The 15,318-nt window shown below is 74.1% G+C and carries 15 protein-coding genes and 2 pseudogenes; 9 read left to right on the top strand and 8 right to left on the bottom strand.

Features of this window, described 5'->3' with window-relative positions:
* Positions 1-24: 24 nt before the first annotated feature.
* From ACZ6ZN_RS17610 to ACZ6ZN_RS17600, 3 genes and pseudogenes are all read right to left on the bottom strand, one after another.
* Positions 25-1,158: an NADAR family protein gene (locus ACZ6ZN_RS17610; RefSeq protein ID WP_469647125.1), complete on the bottom strand. Its 1,134-nt coding sequence runs from the start codon at positions 1,156-1,158 to the stop codon at positions 25-27.
* Positions 1,159-1,262: 104 nt separating this feature from the next.
* Positions 1,263-2,285, bottom strand: a complete 1,023-nt coding sequence (locus tag ACZ6ZN_RS17605; protein WP_469647123.1) for a trypsin-like serine peptidase — start codon at positions 2,283-2,285, stop codon at positions 1,263-1,265.
* 427 nt (positions 2,286-2,712) lie between these two features.
* Positions 2,713-3,168, bottom strand: a pseudogene (locus tag ACZ6ZN_RS17600) (SRPBCC family protein); the annotation flags it as partial.
* A 198-nt stretch (positions 3,169-3,366) separates the two neighbouring features.
* Between ACZ6ZN_RS17600 and ACZ6ZN_RS17595 the strand changes: the two are divergent.
* Positions 3,367-3,769, top strand: a pseudogene (locus tag ACZ6ZN_RS17595) (hypothetical protein).
* Positions 3,770-3,880: 111 nt separating this feature from the next.
* On the opposite strand, the gene ACZ6ZN_RS17590 reads toward ACZ6ZN_RS17595, so the two are convergent.
* On the bottom strand, positions 3,881-4,510 hold the full coding sequence (locus ACZ6ZN_RS17590) for a flavin reductase family protein (RefSeq protein WP_469647120.1): 630 nt from the start codon (positions 4,508-4,510) through the stop codon (positions 3,881-3,883).
* A gap of 155 nt (positions 4,511-4,665) precedes the next feature.
* Positions 4,666-4,953 (bottom strand): zinc-ribbon domain-containing protein, encoded by a 288-nt coding sequence (locus tag ACZ6ZN_RS17585; RefSeq protein ID WP_369194286.1) that lies wholly within the window; start codon positions 4,951-4,953, stop codon positions 4,666-4,668.
* A gap of 152 nt (positions 4,954-5,105) precedes the next feature.
* Here ACZ6ZN_RS17585 and ACZ6ZN_RS17580 point away from each other — a divergent pair, with 152 nt between their 5' ends.
* Positions 5,106-5,597 (top strand): DUF5949 family protein, encoded by a 492-nt coding sequence (locus ACZ6ZN_RS17580; RefSeq protein ID WP_398108137.1) that lies wholly within the window; start codon positions 5,106-5,108, stop codon positions 5,595-5,597.
* Positions 5,598-5,690: 93 nt separating this feature from the next.
* Here the strand turns inward: ACZ6ZN_RS17580 and pgm are convergent, their stop codons facing one another.
* Positions 5,691-7,331, bottom strand: a complete 1,641-nt coding sequence (gene pgm, locus ACZ6ZN_RS17575; RefSeq protein WP_469647114.1) for a phosphoglucomutase (alpha-D-glucose-1,6-bisphosphate-dependent) — start codon at positions 7,329-7,331, stop codon at positions 5,691-5,693.
* A 278-nt stretch (positions 7,332-7,609) separates the two neighbouring features.
* Positions 7,610-8,038 (bottom strand): hypothetical protein, encoded by a 429-nt coding sequence (locus tag ACZ6ZN_RS17570; RefSeq protein ID WP_398108139.1) that lies wholly within the window; start codon positions 8,036-8,038, stop codon positions 7,610-7,612.
* 214 nt (positions 8,039-8,252) lie between these two features.
* On the opposite strand from ACZ6ZN_RS17570, the gene ACZ6ZN_RS17565 reads away from it, so the two are divergent.
* From ACZ6ZN_RS17565 to ACZ6ZN_RS17555, 3 genes are all read left to right on the top strand, one after another.
* Complete coding sequence (locus tag ACZ6ZN_RS17565; RefSeq protein WP_398108140.1) at positions 8,253-8,402, top strand: hypothetical protein; 150 nt, start codon at positions 8,253-8,255, stop codon at positions 8,400-8,402.
* A gap of 107 nt (positions 8,403-8,509) precedes the next feature.
* Positions 8,510-9,388 carry an SCO4651 family lipoprotein gene (locus ACZ6ZN_RS17560; protein ID WP_469647111.1) on the top strand — a complete coding sequence of 293 codons (879 nt, stop codon included), beginning with the start codon at positions 8,510-8,512 and terminating at the stop codon, positions 9,386-9,388.
* A 103-nt stretch (positions 9,389-9,491) separates the two neighbouring features.
* Positions 9,492-9,818: an antibiotic biosynthesis monooxygenase family protein gene (locus ACZ6ZN_RS17555; protein ID WP_469647109.1), complete on the top strand. Its 327-nt coding sequence runs from the start codon at positions 9,492-9,494 to the stop codon at positions 9,816-9,818.
* Between the two features lie 436 nt (positions 9,819-10,254).
* On the opposite strand, the gene ACZ6ZN_RS17550 is transcribed toward ACZ6ZN_RS17555, so the two are convergent.
* Positions 10,255-11,607 (bottom strand): diacylglycerol/lipid kinase family protein, encoded by a 1,353-nt coding sequence (locus ACZ6ZN_RS17550; protein ID WP_469647105.1) that lies wholly within the window; start codon positions 11,605-11,607, stop codon positions 10,255-10,257.
* A 313-nt stretch (positions 11,608-11,920) separates the two neighbouring features.
* Here ACZ6ZN_RS17550 and ACZ6ZN_RS17545 point away from each other — a divergent pair, with 313 nt between their 5' ends.
* The 4 genes from ACZ6ZN_RS17545 (at position 11,921) to ACZ6ZN_RS17530 (ending at position 15,307) form a co-directional block, all read left to right on the top strand.
* A complete protein-coding gene (locus tag ACZ6ZN_RS17545; RefSeq protein WP_469647103.1) occupies positions 11,921-12,427 on the top strand; it encodes an SRPBCC family protein in 507 nt (168 codons plus the stop codon).
* A complete protein-coding gene (locus ACZ6ZN_RS17540; protein ID WP_469647101.1) occupies positions 12,427-13,485 on the top strand; it encodes an LLM class flavin-dependent oxidoreductase in 1,059 nt (352 codons plus the stop codon). Before ACZ6ZN_RS17545 ends, ACZ6ZN_RS17540 begins: the two co-directional genes overlap by 1 nt.
* A gap of 234 nt (positions 13,486-13,719) precedes the next feature.
* The gene (locus ACZ6ZN_RS17535) at positions 13,720-14,106 is read left to right on the top strand and encodes a hypothetical protein (protein WP_469647098.1); all 387 of its coding nucleotides are present in this window, start codon (positions 13,720-13,722) and stop codon (positions 14,104-14,106) included.
* Between the two features lie 115 nt (positions 14,107-14,221).
* Positions 14,222-15,307 (top strand): GNAT family N-acetyltransferase, encoded by a 1,086-nt coding sequence (locus ACZ6ZN_RS17530; RefSeq protein ID WP_469647095.1) that lies wholly within the window; start codon positions 14,222-14,224, stop codon positions 15,305-15,307.
* Positions 15,308-15,318 lie beyond the last annotated feature (11 nt).

Here is a 15,318-nt window from a genome sequence, read left to right as displayed (position 1 = left end):
GCCCGCCAGGCGGTGACGTGCCCGTCATCCGGGGGGTGGCGTGAGGGAGATCCCCGCCGCGGCGGCCTGGAGTTCCGAACGGACGAGTTCCAGGAGGCGGCCGGTCCAGTTCCTGCCCTGCCCGCCGTTGTCGCCCCAGTGGCGGCCGAGGCCGATGTCGTCGTAGACGAGGGTGGCGTCCCCCGTGTCGAGGAGGGCCTGGGCGAGGTGCGGGTGCTGGGTGAACTTGGCCCTCAGCAGCATCGTCATCACGGCGGTCCTCGCCTGCTCCCAGCCCTGCCGCCGGGGAGCGGCCGCGGCGGCGGTCCGGGCGGCGAACGTGCCGGAGGCGTCCCTGACGGCGGCCCGGGACGCGGGGTCGGTGGTGGAGAGCGCCCAGTACGCGTGGGTCACGGTCGGGTAGGTGACGCCGTCGATCCGGAGGGGCGCGGGATATTCATTCCGCAAACCCTTGGTGCCGGGGGACTCCGAGGGCGTGAGAGGGCTGCTCTCGTAGAGGTGGATGGCAGGCGCCAGCGGAGTGGCGGGGCCGTCCGCCGGGACGCGTGAGGGACGGTCGGCGATCCACCGGGCCCGGTCCTCGAAGTAGGCCAGCGCCTCGTCGTACTCCTCCTGCGTCACCGTCGCGCCGGGCGCGTCCTCGAACTCCCCGCCGGGCCCGGTGACCAGCACCTGGAGGGGGCCGTCCTTGCGGTCCATGTCGCCCAGGGCGTAGTGGCGCTGGGTGGCCGGGATGGCGTGGTACGCGTCGCGGGCAGCGGCGCGGTTCTCCTCCGTGCGGTCGGCGAGGAACACGTCGACGGCGGCCAGGCAGCGGCCGGTGGAGTCAGGACGTCCGTTGAGCTGGTCGATGGTGTCGCGGATCTCCGCCAGCAGCACGTCCGGGGTGAGCCAGGTGTACGGCTCGCTGAACCTCCAGGTCGCGAGGCCGTGCGCCGACACGCGGGCACCCTCGGGGAGTTCGGTGGCGACCCAACCCGAGCGCAGTTTTCGCTCGAACTCCTCCACGGTGACCAGGCCCCAGCAGTCGATCAGCCCGTCCGCGTAGACGAACACGTCGGTGAGGTAGTGGTCGCCGTTGCGGATGAAGGCGTGCCGCCAGGTTCCCGGGACGCGTATGCCGTCCGCGGTGCGGTAGGTGATCCGGTTGCCGATCATTCGGGCCATTGTGCAGCAACTCCGCCGCCTCGCGGCGCCGTTGCCGGGTCCCCGCGCCGCGGCTCGGCGCGGCGCGGGGACCCGGCTGCTGCCGGAGCGGCGGGTCAGGAGGACTGGGCGCTCTGGTACAGGTTCTGTGCGTCCGCGCCGAAGTACGGGCCGTACATGGCGTTGGGCAGGAAGTTGTACTTGAAGCTGTTCACCGACGACTGGAGCCCGGTTCCCGTGGCCTCGTCGAACTGCGTGAACCAGGGCCCGCCGCTGGAGCCGCCGGTCATGTTGCAGGTCAGCCCGTGGTCGCCGGAGAGCAGGAAGTCGCGGAAGGTGGTGCCGCTGCAGTAGATGAACTTCTCGCCGTCGTAGGGCGCCGCGGCCGGGAAGCCGAAGGAGTACATGGCCTTGCTGTAGCCGGTGTTGAAGGCCACGCCCTGGCCGCCGACGGCGTCGGTGAGCCGCGTGCCGTCGAGCGGGGCGACGACGGCGGCGCCGATGTCGTAGTTGATGTCCTCATTGGCCGTCCACTGCGGCGTCGACAGGAGCCTGGCCGCGGTCCAGGTGCCGTACGGGCGCTGACCGTCGTGGTAGCCGGGCACGAACACCCAGTTGGTGTGCCAGGCGCCCTCCAGCTTCACGCAGTGGCCGGCCGTCAGCACTGTGGACTTGTTGGCGCTGGTGACGGCGTTGCCGGAGCAGGAGGCGGTGCGCCCCTGGTAGGTGAAGAAGACGCGGCCCGCGGTCCTGGTGACCGCTCCCCCGCAGGACCACGGCCCGCCGGAGTGCGGGAAGGCCAGGGGGCCGACGGCCGCGGCGGGCGCGCTGGGCGGCACGACGGTCGCCCTCCCCTGGCGCGGGGCCGCTCGGCGTACGTCGGTGGGGTCGACGCTCAGGACGTCGAGCGGGGTGGCCTCGCGCATACGCTGCGCCGTCCAGAAGGACAGGGCGTCCTGCTGTGCCGAGGGCGTCCTGAGGCCGGGGTCCGGCGCGGCGCCGGCCGGTGCGGCGGTGACGCCGGTCGCCAGCAGGGCGGCGATGCCGGCGAGCGCGCCGAGAAGGGCGCGGCGGGTGCCGGCGCGGCGAACCGGGGTGCTGTCGCCGGCGGGGCGAGGGCTGCGGGGTCTGCCTATCACGCGGTCTCCTTCTGCTGTGGGGGCCGGGCGGCGGGATGCCGGTCCGCCCGGTCAGGCAGGGGTCTCACTGCGGACAGTCAGAGGGCAGCGTGCCACTGGACGGCCTGGATGGACAGGTGCATGTCATAACGATGGCCGAAACACCCCTCGGTGCGGGACGCGCCGGTGCCGCGGGAGGCGCACGGCAGAACCGCGGCGGCACAGGGACGGGCCCGGCCTCCGTACGGAGACCGGGCCCTGTCGCAGCCGTGGGTGAGTGTCAGAAGGTGGAGCCGGGACCGCCCGTACCGCTGGTACCACCCATGCCGCCGCTGGTGCCACCCATGCCGCCGCCGGTGCCACCGGTGCCGCGCAGCGGGTCGGTGCCACCCAGCGGTCCCGTACCGCCCGTCGGTCCGGTGCCGCCGCTGGTGCCACCCATGCCGCCGCCCGGCTGGATCCGTCCGCGCCAGGCGCCGGACTCGGCGCCGCGCTCCTCGATGTACTCCTTGAAGCGCTTCATGTCGCCCTTGACCCGGCGGTCGATCGTGCCCATCATGTCGGCGACCTTGTCCATCGCCCCGCTGGGCTCGATCTCCATCACCAGCTCCACCCGGGTGTGGGTGTCGTCCACGCGCTCGAAGCGCACGGAGCCCCTCTGGTTGGTGTCGCCGCTGGTCGTGCGCCAGGTGACGCGCTCGTCGGGCAGCTGGTCGACGATCTCCGTGTCGAACTCGCGGCGCACGCCGCCGATCTTCGTCGTCCAGTGGTTGTGGCGGTCGTCCACCTGCCTGACCTCTTCGACGCCCTCCATGAAGTGCGGGAACTCCTCGAACTGCGTCCACTGGTTGTAGGCGGTGTGAACGGGGACGCCGACTTCCACGGTTTCCTTGACGGTGCTCATGCCCATGCCTCCGTATTCACTGATCGACTGCGGGAGGCCCATCGGCCCACTGAGGTCCGGGCCCGTGGTCGTCGGGTACCCGGGCTGCGGCGATTGCCACCTCCCGTGTACCGGGATCTTGCGACCCCCCTCACCCACACGACCGAACATGGATACGATCCCGGCGTGCGCCTTCCCCGTTCCGCCCCGGGCTGGACCATGGCCGTCTTCGGCGTGCTCGCCGCCGCCCTCGGTGTCGTCGGGCTGGTCGCGCCCGACGTGCAGTTGGCACTGCTGGGACTCCCCTCCCCCCCGTGACCGCGCCCCCGGGGACCTCACCCCCGCGTTCCTGACGGCGTCGTCCATGGCGGCGCTGAACATGGGGGTGTACTACGTCCTCGCGGCGCTCGCCGACTGGCGGGCCTTCTTCCGCTGGACGGTGCCCTTCCGGCTGCTCACCTGCGCGGTCTTCATGGTCGCCGCGCTCACGGGCCGGGCGCCCGGCGCCTTCGTCGGCGTCGGGCTGTGGGAGGGGGCCGGGGCCCTGGCCACGGCGATGGCCCTGCGCCACGACCGCCGCGGCGCCGAGGCGGCGGCTCCCGAGACGCGCCCGGCGGGCTGACCGGCCCCCGCGACACAGGGCGGGGGCCGCGGGGGCCGAGCAGGAACCGGGGGCGGCGGAAGGTAAGAGGCAGATGGCGGGGGGCGGATGGCGGGTGCGGGTCGCCGGCGTTCAGACCGCGGGAGCGCCGGTCCTCGGCGTCTCCGAGCGGAAGCCGTGGCCGAGTTCCGGACCGAGGCCGTGATAGTGCCGGAAGTTGTACACCAGCGGGCTCCAGACGGCCGGGTCGACATGGTCGGTGCCGGGGACGACGACGCGTTCGGCGGCGTGCACCCGCAGCACCTCGCACTCCACGGCGAAGAACGTACCGGCCCCGCCCGGGGTCAGGGCACGGGCCCTCGCCTCCAACTGCAGGGCGCACTCGGCGACGCGCGGCGGCCGCACCAGACGGGCGGGCGCCGGGGTGAGTCCGGCCGCGGCGAACTTGTCCCGCTCGTGCCGGTACACCGCACGCTTCACCTCCGGCACCGGGTCGGCCCCGGTCAGCGGCGCCAGCCGCTCCACGTGCTCCCACAGCTCCGGTCCGGGCACATTGATCACGAGGTCCGGGCGCTGCGCCAGGTTGCGCACGGTGTGGCTGTCGCCGCCCAGGCCCAGCACCACGTACCGGCCGAGGGCCCACGCGGAGGAGATCGGGGCGAGGTTGGCCGTCCCGTCGGCGTTCTCGGTGCTCAGCAGGACCACGGGCGTGCCGAAGTAGAGGATGCTGGGGCTGATCACGAGATGGCTGTCGTTCTTCATGGCCCCGACGCTAGGAGCGGGACGCTTCGGCCGGCGCCGAAGTACCCGCCTGCGAGGATCGACGGTCGCCGGCCGCACGCGGGCGTCTGGCACCGGGCGGGCCCGGCCCGGGACGGTTCGCTCACCGGAACCCGGGAGGGGGCGGGCGCCGTGGGTCAGAAGCGGTGCTGCTGCTGCGGCTGTCCGTACGCCTGACCGCCGGGGCCGGACGCGTCCTGCGCCTGGAGCTGCTCGGCCTGCTCCTTGGTCAGTTTCTGTTCCGCGCCGCAGAAGGTGCACTGCGTCTGGTACTTCGTCGAGATCGGGAACAGCGGGACGAAGAACAGGGTGAACTTCGTGACGCGCTTCCTGAGCGTGTGCGCGGCGGGGTTGCCGCACCGGCCGCACACCAGCGTCAGTATCGCCAGCTGGTACAGGTAGCCCTTGGTGCCGAAGATGATCACGTGTGGTCCTTCCCGGGTCGGATCTTCCTCCAGTGTCCTGTATCCCGGGTTCGAGGTGCGCACCCCTCGATCGTGTGGAGAGCCCGGCGCCGACTGGTCCAGTCGGGTGACGGCGGGCCGGACGGGGTGCGGTGCGCCGATACCGTGCCGCGGTGACCTCGATCTCACCCGAAACGCAGTCCGCACCCACCGACGACCTGGGTTCGCTCGTCGTCCAGTCCTGGCGGGGCACGACCCCCGACGGGGACGTCCCCTACCTCCTGGCCTGCTCCCTCGGCGACGGTCAGGGCGGCCCGGAGGCCACCTCGAAGGCGGTCGAGCGGCTGCTGACGAGCGCCGGGCTGCCCCCGGGCGAGGGGCTCGTGCACGCCACCCAGCGGCCCAGCCTGCCGGTCAGCCTGCTCGTCGTGCCCGGGTCGGCCGTCCTGACCGTGCAGCACCTCACGTCGCAGTTCGTCCCGCCGGAGAGCTGGCTGGAGGCCGTGGCCGAACTCGGCTTCGCCTACCTCATCTTCGCCACCCGCCCCTGGCCGGCCGGCGCCGAGCCCGGTGACGTGGAGACCCTCGCCGCGTTCACCTCGGACGAGGCGGCCATGGCCGCGTCGGCACACGTCGTCCTGCCCGCCCGCAGCCTGCGCACCTGAGCCACCCCCGACCCGGACGCGCGGCGGCGGCCGCGCCCGGGACACCGCAGCCCGGGCCGCGTGGAGGCGGCCCGGGCTGCGGTGTGCCGTCGTTCAGGCGGACAGGGCGGCCAGCACCACGGCCTTGGCCTCCTCCTGGACCTGTGCCAGGTGGTCGGGGCCGAGGAACGACTCGGCGTACACCTTGTAGACGTCCTCGGTGCCCGAGGGGCGGGCCGCGAACCAGGCGTTGTCCGTGGTGACCTTGATCCCGCCGATCGCCGCGCCGTTCCCGGGCGCCTCGGTCAGGACGGCCGTGACGGCGTCGCCGGCCAGGGTGTCCGCGGTGACCTGCGCCGGGGACAGCTTCGCGAGCAGGGCCTTCTCCTCGCGCGTCGCGGGCGCGTCGATGCGCGCGTAGGCAGGCTCGCCGAAGCGGGCGGTCAGCGCCGCGTAGTGCTCGGACGGGGTCCTGCCGGTGACGGCGGTGATCTCCGCGGCGAGCAGCGCCAGGAGGATGCCGTCCTTGTCGGTGGTCCACACGGAACCGTCCCGCCTCAGGAACGACGCACCGGCCGACTCCTCGCCGCCGAAGCCGATGGTGCCGCCGATCAGCCCGTCGACGAACCACTTGAACCCGACCGGCACCTCGACCAGTTCGCGGCCCAGGTCGGCGGCGACGCGGTCGATCATCGCGGAGGACACCAGGGTCTTGCCGACGCCGGTGCCGGCCGGCCAGCGGTCGCGGTGCGCGTAGAGATAGGAGATCGCGACGGCCAGGTAGTGGTTGGGGTTCATCAGGCCCGCGTCCGGCGTGACGATGCCGTGCCGGTCGGCGTCGGCGTCGTTGCCGGTGGCGACCTGGAAGCGGTCCCGCTGCTCGATGAGCGAGGCCATCGCGTACGGGGAGGAGCAGTCCATGCGGATCTTGCCGTCCCAGTCCAGCGTCATGAAGCGCCAGGTGGGATCGGTGTGCGGGTTGACCACGGTCAGGTCGAGCCCGTGCTGCTCGGCGATGCGGCCCCAGTACGCGACCGACGCGCCGCCGAGGGGGTCGGCGCCGATGCGCACCCCGGCCGAGCGGATCGCGTCCAGGTCGAGCACGCCGGGCAGGTCGGCGACGTAGGCGCCCAGGAAGTCGTAGCGGCCGGTGCCCGGGGCGGACAGGGCCCGGGCGTAGGGGATGCGGCGTACGTCCTTCAGGCCGCCGCGGATGATCTCGTTGGCGCGGTCCTGGATCCAGGAGGTCGCGTCGGAGGCGGCCGGGCCGCCGCTGGGCGGGTTGTACTTGAAGCCCCCGTCGCCGGGCGGGTTGTGGGAGGGCGTGACCACGACGCCGTCCGCGAGGCCGGTGGTGCGGCCGCGGTTGTGGCTGAGGATGGCGAGCGAGACGGCCGGGGTCGGCGTGTAGCCGTCCGCCTGGTCGATCAGCACGGTCACCTCGTTGGCGGCGAACACCTCCAGGGCCGTGACGCGCGCCGGCTCCGACAGGGCGTGCGTGTCGGCGCCCAGGAAGAGGGGGCCGTCGACGCCCTGCTCGGCGCGGTACTCGCAGATGGCCTGGCTCGTCGCGGCGATGTGGTCGTCGTTGAACGCGCTCGCCAGGGACGAGCCGCGGTGCCCGGAGGTTCCGAACGCGACGCGCTGCCCCGGGTCGTCCAGGTCCGGGTGGAGCGCGTAGTAGGCGGTGACCAGCCTGGCGACGTCGACGAGATCCTCGGGTCCGGCCGGACTGCCCGCTCGCTGGTGCTGCATGGCCCGCTCCTCCGCATGGGTTGTTCGTTCGCTTGCGTCACATCCTTCCCCGTCGCGGCCGCGCCGCGCGAGAGGGGCACCCCGGCGGCGGCCGGATGTGAGTGCCGCCCCGGACCGGGCCGCGGGACGCCGGCGGCTTGCCGTGCCCCGGGGATGTCAGCGCTTCCGGCCGCGTCCGTGCACACGAGAGGGCGGCGCTACGGGTCCCCGGTTCGCCCGGTGACGCGCCGCGCCGCCTGTGTCCCTCGTGGCCGGCACGCCGTACGTGCCGGCCACGCTCAGATCCGCCCGCCGGTGAGCCGGGTGAGCGGCCCGTGCGCACCGCGCTCCGCGCGGCGGCCCACGGCGTAGGAGGCGGCGCTCAGCACGGTGAGGCCGGCTCCGACACCCGCGGCGACGAGCTTGCGGTGGGCGATGACCGTCCAGGCCGTCTTCGCCGTGGCGGCGACATGACCGGAGGCCGTCACGACCGCCTGACGCCCGGCCTCGACGGACTTGGCCGCGGTCTGCGCCGCCGACTTCGTCGTCTCGGCCGTGCGCTCGGCGCCCGCCTTGGCCGCTGACGTGGCGTCACCGGCCTTACCAGCCGCACGCTTCGCGGCCTGGGACGCCGGCGCGGTCGCCTTGTCCGTGGCGCGTCGGGCCTTGGACTCGGCCGTCTGCGTCGTGGTCGCCTTCTGATTCGTGCGCTTGTTCTCTTCAGTCATGTGACACCGCCTTGCCTCTGTCTCCCGGCGCAAACCCGTTCGGTCGCGCGCCGGGCGGGCCAACGGGTGCCTGAGCTCCGCGAGACGGGGGTAGTCGGGCTACGGACCGACAAACGAACACCGAAGACCCGAAGACCGGAAGACCTGAACACCGAAGACCCGAACACCCGAACACCCGAACACCCGAACACCCGAACACCGAGGAAGGTGCGTCATGGCCGGAATGCTCAACCGCATCAAGGACTTCGCCCGCAGCCCGCAGGGCCGCAGGGCCGTGGAGCAGGCGCGGCGGGCCGCCGCCGACCCCCGCAAGCGGGCGCAGGCCCAGCGTCTGCTCGGCAAGCTGCGCAGCCGCGGGCACTGACCCGGACGTCACGTTCGTCCCGACGAGCAACTCCTCGCACTTGTAGGTGTGTTGACGCCCGGCTTGGGCACTTGGGTGGCGTCACACACCTGAGAGGAGCTGGTTCCATGGTCGGGGCAGGCAACGGCAGGAGGCTCTGCGCCTTAGGGATCGCCGGTGTCCTGGCGGGCACGCTGCTGGTCGGCTGCGGCGACGACGGCGACGCGAAGGACGAGGCGGGGGCCTCCTCGGCGAAGTCGAGCGCCGGGGCCGACGAGCAGGGCACGCGGGCGGTGCGTTCGGCCTACGACAGGACCGCCGAGGAGGACACCGCCAAGGTCAGGCTGCGCGTGCAGACCTCCGCGGAGGGCCGCTCGGAGACCGCGAACGGGCAGGGCGCCGTCGACCTGGAGGACGGCGACAGCGTCATGACGGTCACCGTGCAGGGTCAGCGGATCGAGCAGCGGGTGATCGACCGGATCCTGTACCAGAAGATGCCGAAGGGCCAGGCGCCCGGCGGCAAGCCCTGGGTCAAGATCGACATCGGGAAGGTCGCCGCACAGCAGGGCGCCGGCGACGGCTCCGTGAGCGATCCCGCGCAGTCGGCGGCGTACGCCAAGGCGATCACCGACAAGGACGTGACCAAAAAGGGCACGGAGACGATCGACGGTGTGCGCACGACCCGCTACCGCGTCTCCGTCGACGTCGCCGAACTGCCCAACGGCGAGACGCTGCGCAAGCAGGTCGGCCCCACCCTGCCGATGGACGTGTGGCTCGACGACGAGGGCCGGATGCGGCGGCAGCAGATCGACATGACCGTCAAGGCGCCGGCGCAGTCGCAGGAGCGCTCGTCCTCGGAGTCCTCGTCCGCTCCGCAGCGGTTCACCGTGCGCACGGTCATGGACTTCACCGACTTCGGCACGGAGGTGGAGGCGGACGCGCCGCCGGCCGGGCAGGTCACCGATGTGACCGGCAAGATCCTGAAGCAGGGCGGGAAGCAGAGCTGATCCGGGTGTCCAGGCCCCGCCCGCACGCCGTCCGGGGTGGACCGGGGCGGGCGTGAGCGCCTCCGTCGACCGCCGCGGACGGCTCATGGGGCAGGATGGGGCCATGAGCGTAGTCAAGATCAACGTGCTGACCGTGCCGGCCGAGCAGCGGGAGACGCTGGAGAAGCGCTTCGCCTCCCGCGCGCACGCCGTGGAGAACTCCGACGGGTTCGAGTGGTTCGAACTGCTCCGGCCCGTGGAGGGCACCGACACCTACCTGGTCTACACGCGGTGGCGGGACGAGGCGTCCTTCCAGGCGTGGATGGAGGGGCCCATGAAGTCGGCGCACCAGGGCGGCGGTAAGGGCGGCGAGCGCCCCAGGCCGGCCGCGAGCGGCTCGACCCTGTGGTCCTTCGAGGTCGTGCAGCAGGCGGCCCCGAAGAGCGCCTGAGCCCCGCCGGCGGCTCCCTGTCCCTGAGGTCCTCCGTGCCGGACGGCACGGGGGACCTCGTGCGTGCCAGCTGGCAGCGCTGGTGCTGGACAGTGCGGGGTGTGCGCAACGGGCAGGGCAGTTCACGGGCGTGACAGCGGGGATTTGGCGCATGACAGCGCGGAACCGTCGTGCATGACAGCGCGCAACGCCCTGCCGAGCGACCGGCGCGGCGACAGGCGCCACGGGCGCAGGAGCAGTCACAGCGGACGCAGCGCCAGGCGCCTCCGGCGCGGGAGCAGCCCCGGACCCGGAGGGCGCGGGAGCAGTCCCGGCGAGCCCGGCGTGAGGCACCACCGGCGCGGGTCAGGCGCCACCGGCGTGGGAGCAGTTCCGGGCCCGGAGGGCGAGGGGAGACGTCCCGGAGGGCGCTGACCCAGCCACGGAGGGCGCTGGGTCAGGGGCGGTGGGAACGGCTGGGGGCTGCCGTGCGGCCGACGGCGGCCGCGAGTTTGCGCAGCCGCCGCCAGTCCAGACGCGGCGGCGCCTCCGGCACCCCGGGCCGGTCGCGGGGCACGCGCACGCGCAGGGCACGCCGGGCGATGCGGCAGTGGACGGGTGAGGGCAGGGTGAGCGCCTCGCCGTCGAGGCCGACCTCCAGGTGCGGTTCGTCGGCCTCCACCAGGACGTGCTGGGCGGTCAGCACCGTCAGCCCCTCCGGCCGCGGGGAGAGCAGCAGTTCGGCCGCTTCCACGGCGCTGTCCACGCGGACGGCGAGCACGCCGAGCCGCCCGGAGTTGAGCCGTTCGCGGCGGCCGAAGCCGAAGGGGTCGTCCATGCGGTAGGCGTTGTTGCTCACCAGCACGGCCTGCGGGTCGGCGACGGTCGTGCCGTCGGCCCGGGCGGTCAGGCGGGGTCCGCTCTGCCGGGTGAGCAGGTCGGGCAGCCGCTCCAGTGCGGCGCCCACCTTGTCCTCGCGGTAGCCGGGGCTCTGCACGACGGCCCCGTACACGCCGAAGGACGCGTTGTTGACGAACGGCCGGTCCTCGGCGAAGCCGAGGTCGACGCGGAGTTCCACCCCGTCGGTGAGGGCGTCCAGACAGGTGGCGGGGTCCTCGCGGTCCAGGCCGAGGTCCATGGCGAAGTGGTTGCGGGTGCCGGCCGCGATGACGAGGAAGGGCAGGCCGTGCTCCGCCGCGACGGCGGCGACCAGGGCCTGGGTGCCGTCGCCGCCCGCGACGCCCAGCAGGTCGGCTCCGTCGGCCACGGCGGCGCGGGCCAGGGCGGTGACGTCCTGCTGCCGGTCCGGGTCGAGCAGGACGACCCGGGCGCCCAGCGCCTCGGCCTTCTCCTTGATCTGGAACCGCTCCACCTTGCCGCCGCCGGAGCGCGGGTTGAGCAGCAGGAAGGGCCGCTCGGGCGGAGGTGTCCGGTACTCCTTGACGCGCACCGCCCGCAGACCGGTGCTGCGCAGCGCGTAGCGGCCGCTCCACACCGCGCCGGACCACAGCAGCAGGGACACGAACACCACCCACAGCAGGTTCGCCGCGGCGAAGAGGGTGAGCAGGGCGACCGGGGCGACGACGGCCAGCGCGCCGGCCGCCATGCGGACCACGCCGCGCCGGGACAGCACCCACCAGAGCGCGGCGGCGGTCAGGCCCAGCCCCGCCACGCCGGCCGCGAGCAGCAGCAGTCCGCCCAGCCCGCCCGCGACGAGGGGCAGCAGCACCGCGAGGGCGGCCGCGGCCAGGGCCGCCCTCGCGGCCCATCGCTGCCGGCGGTGCTGCCGCTCGCTCATCGCCGATCCCATCTCGTCCTCCGCTCGAAGGCCGGGCGCGGGCGGACCGGCGGATCGCGCCCGGCCGCGACCTCGGTGCCCGCCGACGCGCCGGCTCGGCCGCCGTCGTCGCTCACGGCTCCCCCGCCGCTGGGCCGGTCGGCCGTGAAGATCCTCCGGGGCGGAGCCACCCGTAGCGTACGCGGCGCGCACGACCTCGTTCCCGCGCGGCGGTGCACGTCGGCCGGCCTCACGGCCCGCGGTGCGGACCCACCCCCTTGACCAGTCAGTCTCATTACGCAACTCTGCAGTTCGTTGCTGTCGACGGCGAGGAGGCCGGCTCGCGATGGAGTGGACGGGTGCGCGGTACGCGGATCAGCCGACGGTGGAGGTGGCGACCTGGGTCGACGCCCCGCCGGGCCGGGTGTGGGAGGTCGTGTCGGACGTGACGCTGATGCCGGAGATGAGCGGGGAGCTGCTGTCGGCGCGCTGGGCCGACGGGGCCACCGGCCCTGCCGTCGGGGCCCGGTTCGTCGGTCGCAGCCGGCACGAGCGGTTCGGCGAGTGGGAGACCACCTCCACCGTCGTCGCGTGCGAACCCGGGCGGGAGTTCGCCTGGGCGGTCGGGGAGCCCGCGGCGCCCAGCGCGCTGTGGCGGTTCGGACTCCGGCCGGGCGACGGCGGCACGGCTCTGACCCAGTGGATGCGGATGGGCCCCGGCCGCTCCGGGCTGTCCTTCGCCATCGACGCGATGCCCGACAAGGAGCAGAAGATCGTCTTCGTGCGGCTGCGGGAGTTCGAGCGGGCCATGACCGCCACGCTGGAGCACGTCAAGCGACGGGCGGAGGCGTGATGCGCACGGCGACGACCGTGGAGGCGTCCGGGTTCGGCTCCTGGTCCCGGCAGGCCGATTTCGTCGTCGAGGCCGAGAAACTCGGCCTAGACATCTGCTGGGTGGCCGAGGCGTGGGGCTCGGACGCCCCCTCCGCCCTGGGCTACTACGCCGCGCACACCCGGCGGATGCTGCTCGGCTCGGGGGTGATGCAGGTCGGCACGCGCACACCGGTCGCCCTGGCACAGACCGCCGTCACCCTCTCCAACCTCTCCGGCGGGCGCTTCCTGCTGGGGCTCGGGCCGTCCGGGCCGCAGGTCATGGAGGGGCTGCACGGGGTGCCGTTCGCCCGGCCCGTCGCCCGGGTGCGCGAGACGGTGGAGATCGTCCGGCAGGTGGTCGCGGGCGGCAGGATCGCGCACAGCGGCTCGGAGTTCACGATCCCGCTGCCCGGTGGGGAAGCGGTGCCGATGCGGCTGTCCCTGCGGGCCGAGCACCCCGTGCCCGTCTACCTGGCCGCGCTCTCGCCCGCCATGCTGCGGCTGACCGGGCAGGTCGCGGACGGCTGGCTCGGCACCAGCTTCGTGCCCGAGGGCGCCGCGGAGGCCTACTTCGCCCCGCTGGAGGAGGGGCTGTCCGCCGCGGGGCGCGACCGGGCCGGGTTCGACGTGTGCCAGGGCGCCGAGGTCGCGTTCGCCCCGGACGAGGAGGCCCTGGCCGCCATGGTCGCCGGCCGGAAGAAGGAACTCGCCTTCAGCCTGGGCGGCATGGGCTCGGCGTCCACCAACTTCTACAACCGTGCCTACAGCCGCCAGGGCTGGGCCGAGGTCGCCGCGGAGGTCCGTGAGCGCTGGCAGGCGGGCGACCGGGACGGGGCCGCGGCGCTCGTGACGGACGAGATGGTGCTGGCCACCACGCTGATCGGCACCGAGGACATGGTCCGGCGCCGGCTGCGCGTGTGGCGCGACGCCGGTGTCGACACGGTCCGGCTCTACCCGGCGGGCGAGACGCTCGACGCCCGGCTCGCCACGCTCGGCAGGGCGATCGAACTGGTCCGGGAGGTCGACGGCGTGGACTGACTCGGATCCCCTGCCGGGCGGCCGGGTGCCGCACCGACCCGTCGTCCGCCGCGCGGTGGTCCGCTCGCGAGGGCACCGGGCAGAGGGCGAACACCGGGCCGGGGCTTGACGGGGCGGGCCGGGCTCGGACCTACTGGAAGCCGCGGCCGGCCGTGTCGGGGGGCCGGTTCCGCGCAGGTCCTCCAGGACGGGCCCGCCGGTCTTCGTCCCCCGGCGCGCAGGTCAGGGGGCGACGTGCGGGAACGACGGGCAGCGGTGCTGTGCCTGGTGGCCGTGGCCTGCCTGCTCCTGCTGCCCCTGCTCGCACCCGGGCCGGCGGACGACGGGCCCGCGGCCGTGACGGTCACCGCGCCCGCGGAGACGGCGGTGACCGGTCCGGCCCCGGACTCCGGGGCCGAGGCGGCCGGGGAGTCGTGTCCGTGCGACGGGGACGCCTCGCTGCGGCGCCTCCTCGCCCGCACGCCGCGGACCGGGGGCGCGGCCGGCGCGCAGGCTCCGGCCGCCGCGGCCGCCGGAGCGGTCCGGGACGGCGCGGAGGTCCGCGCCACGGGGCCGGCACGGGCTCCGGCGACGGCCGCGACGCCTCCTCGCGCCGTCGAACTGCAGGCGTTCCGCTGCTGAGAAGGGCCGTACCGACAGGCGCCTGCGCCGTGCGGCCCGAGTACCGCCCCGGTACCCGATCGCGGTGATGTGCAGGCCTTCGTGTGTCCCCACGCCGATGACACAGGAGGCAGTGATGCCCGAAAAGCGCGTCGTCGTTCTGCGGCCGGACGAACTCGGCCCGGACGACGTGAAGATGTGGCGGGAGATCCGCACCGAGTCGGGTGCCCCGGCCAACCCCTTCCTCGACCCGGCGTTCACGCAGGCGGTGGGCCGGGTCAGGCCCGGGGCCAGAGTGGCGGCCCTGCTGGAGGACGGCTCCCCCGTGGGCTACTTCCCGTACGAGAGGGGGATGTGGGGCCGGGGGCGGGCCATCGGGCTGGGGGTGTCCGACAGCCAGGGCGCCGTGCTGCGGCCCGGCGTCCGGCCGGACGCCCACCGGCTGCTGCGGGTCTGCGGGCTGTCCTCGTGGGAGTTCGACAACCTCGAAGCCGGTCAGGGCTGGTGCGCGCCGTACGCGGCCGAGGAACTCGCCTCGCCCGTCGTCGATCTCACCGGGGGCTACGAGCGGTACGCCGAGGGCCTGCGGGCCAGGTCGCCGGGGTTCCTGAAGCAGACCCTGGCCAAGGAGCGCAGGCTGGGCCGGCGGGTCGGCGAGGTGCGGTTCGTCCACGACTCGCGGGATCCGCGGGCGCTGCGGGCGCTGATGGCGTGGAAGTCGGCGCAGTACCGGCGCACGGGCCGGCGGGACCGCTTCGCGCAGGAGTGGATCACCCGGCTGGTGGGCCTGCTGGGCGAGAGCGAGGACCGGGAGTGCCGGGGCGTGCTGTCCGTGCTGTACGCCGGGGACCGGCCCGTGGCCGCGCATTTCGGTCTGCGCTCGCGCACGGTGCTGTCGTGGTGGTTCCCGGCCTACGACCGCGACTGTGCGCGGTACTCCCCCGGCCTGGTGCTGCACCTGCGGATGTTGCGGGCCGCGGCGGCCGACGGCGTGGAGACGGTCGACCTGGGCAGCGGCCCGGCGCGCTACAAGGAGTCCCTCAAGACCGGCGACCTGCGGGTGTACGAGGGAGCGGTGGTGCGTCCGGTGCCGGGCGGGGCCGTGCACCGGCTGGGCCGGGAACCGGCCCGGGCGGCCCGCCGCTTCGTGCGCGACCGGCCGCGGCTGGCCGGCGCGGCCGCCCGGACGCTGGAGGGACTGGGCCGGCTGCGCGACCGCTGAGGGCGGGCGCC

Source organism: Streptomyces sp. NPDC053665 (genome assembly GCF_055585285.1).
The sequence above is the reverse complement of the archived record's forward strand: the minus strand, read 5'-3'. Positions and strand labels throughout refer to the sequence as shown.

Excerpts from the sequence above, each read along its gene's own strand:
- ACZ6ZN_RS17610 (WP_469647125.1), bottom strand. The coding sequence starts at position 1,158 with ATGATCGGCAACCGGATCACCTACCGCACCGCGGACGGCATACGCGTC.
- ACZ6ZN_RS17590 (WP_469647120.1), bottom strand. The coding sequence starts at position 4,510 with ATGAAGAACGACAGCCATCTCGTGATCAGCCCCAGCATCCTCTACTTC.
- pgm (WP_469647114.1), bottom strand. The coding sequence starts at position 7,331 with ATGCAGCACCAGCGAGCGGGCAGTCCGGCCGGACCCGAGGATCTCGTC.
- ACZ6ZN_RS17570 (WP_398108139.1), bottom strand. The coding sequence starts at position 8,038 with ATGACTGAAGAGAACAAGCGCACGAATCAGAAGGCGACCACGACGCAG.
- ACZ6ZN_RS17565 (WP_398108140.1), top strand. The coding sequence starts at position 8,253 with ATGGCCGGAATGCTCAACCGCATCAAGGACTTCGCCCGCAGCCCGCAG.
- ACZ6ZN_RS17560 (WP_469647111.1), top strand. The coding sequence starts at position 8,510 with ATGGTCGGGGCAGGCAACGGCAGGAGGCTCTGCGCCTTAGGGATCGCC.
- ACZ6ZN_RS17555 (WP_469647109.1), top strand. The coding sequence starts at position 9,492 with ATGAGCGTAGTCAAGATCAACGTGCTGACCGTGCCGGCCGAGCAGCGG.
- ACZ6ZN_RS17550 (WP_469647105.1), bottom strand. The coding sequence starts at position 11,607 with ATGGGATCGGCGATGAGCGAGCGGCAGCACCGCCGGCAGCGATGGGCC.
- ACZ6ZN_RS17545 (WP_469647103.1), top strand. The coding sequence starts at position 11,921 with ATGGAGTGGACGGGTGCGCGGTACGCGGATCAGCCGACGGTGGAGGTG.
- ACZ6ZN_RS17540 (WP_469647101.1), top strand. The coding sequence starts at position 12,427 with ATGCGCACGGCGACGACCGTGGAGGCGTCCGGGTTCGGCTCCTGGTCC.
- ACZ6ZN_RS17530 (WP_469647095.1), top strand. The coding sequence starts at position 14,222 with ATGCCCGAAAAGCGCGTCGTCGTTCTGCGGCCGGACGAACTCGGCCCG.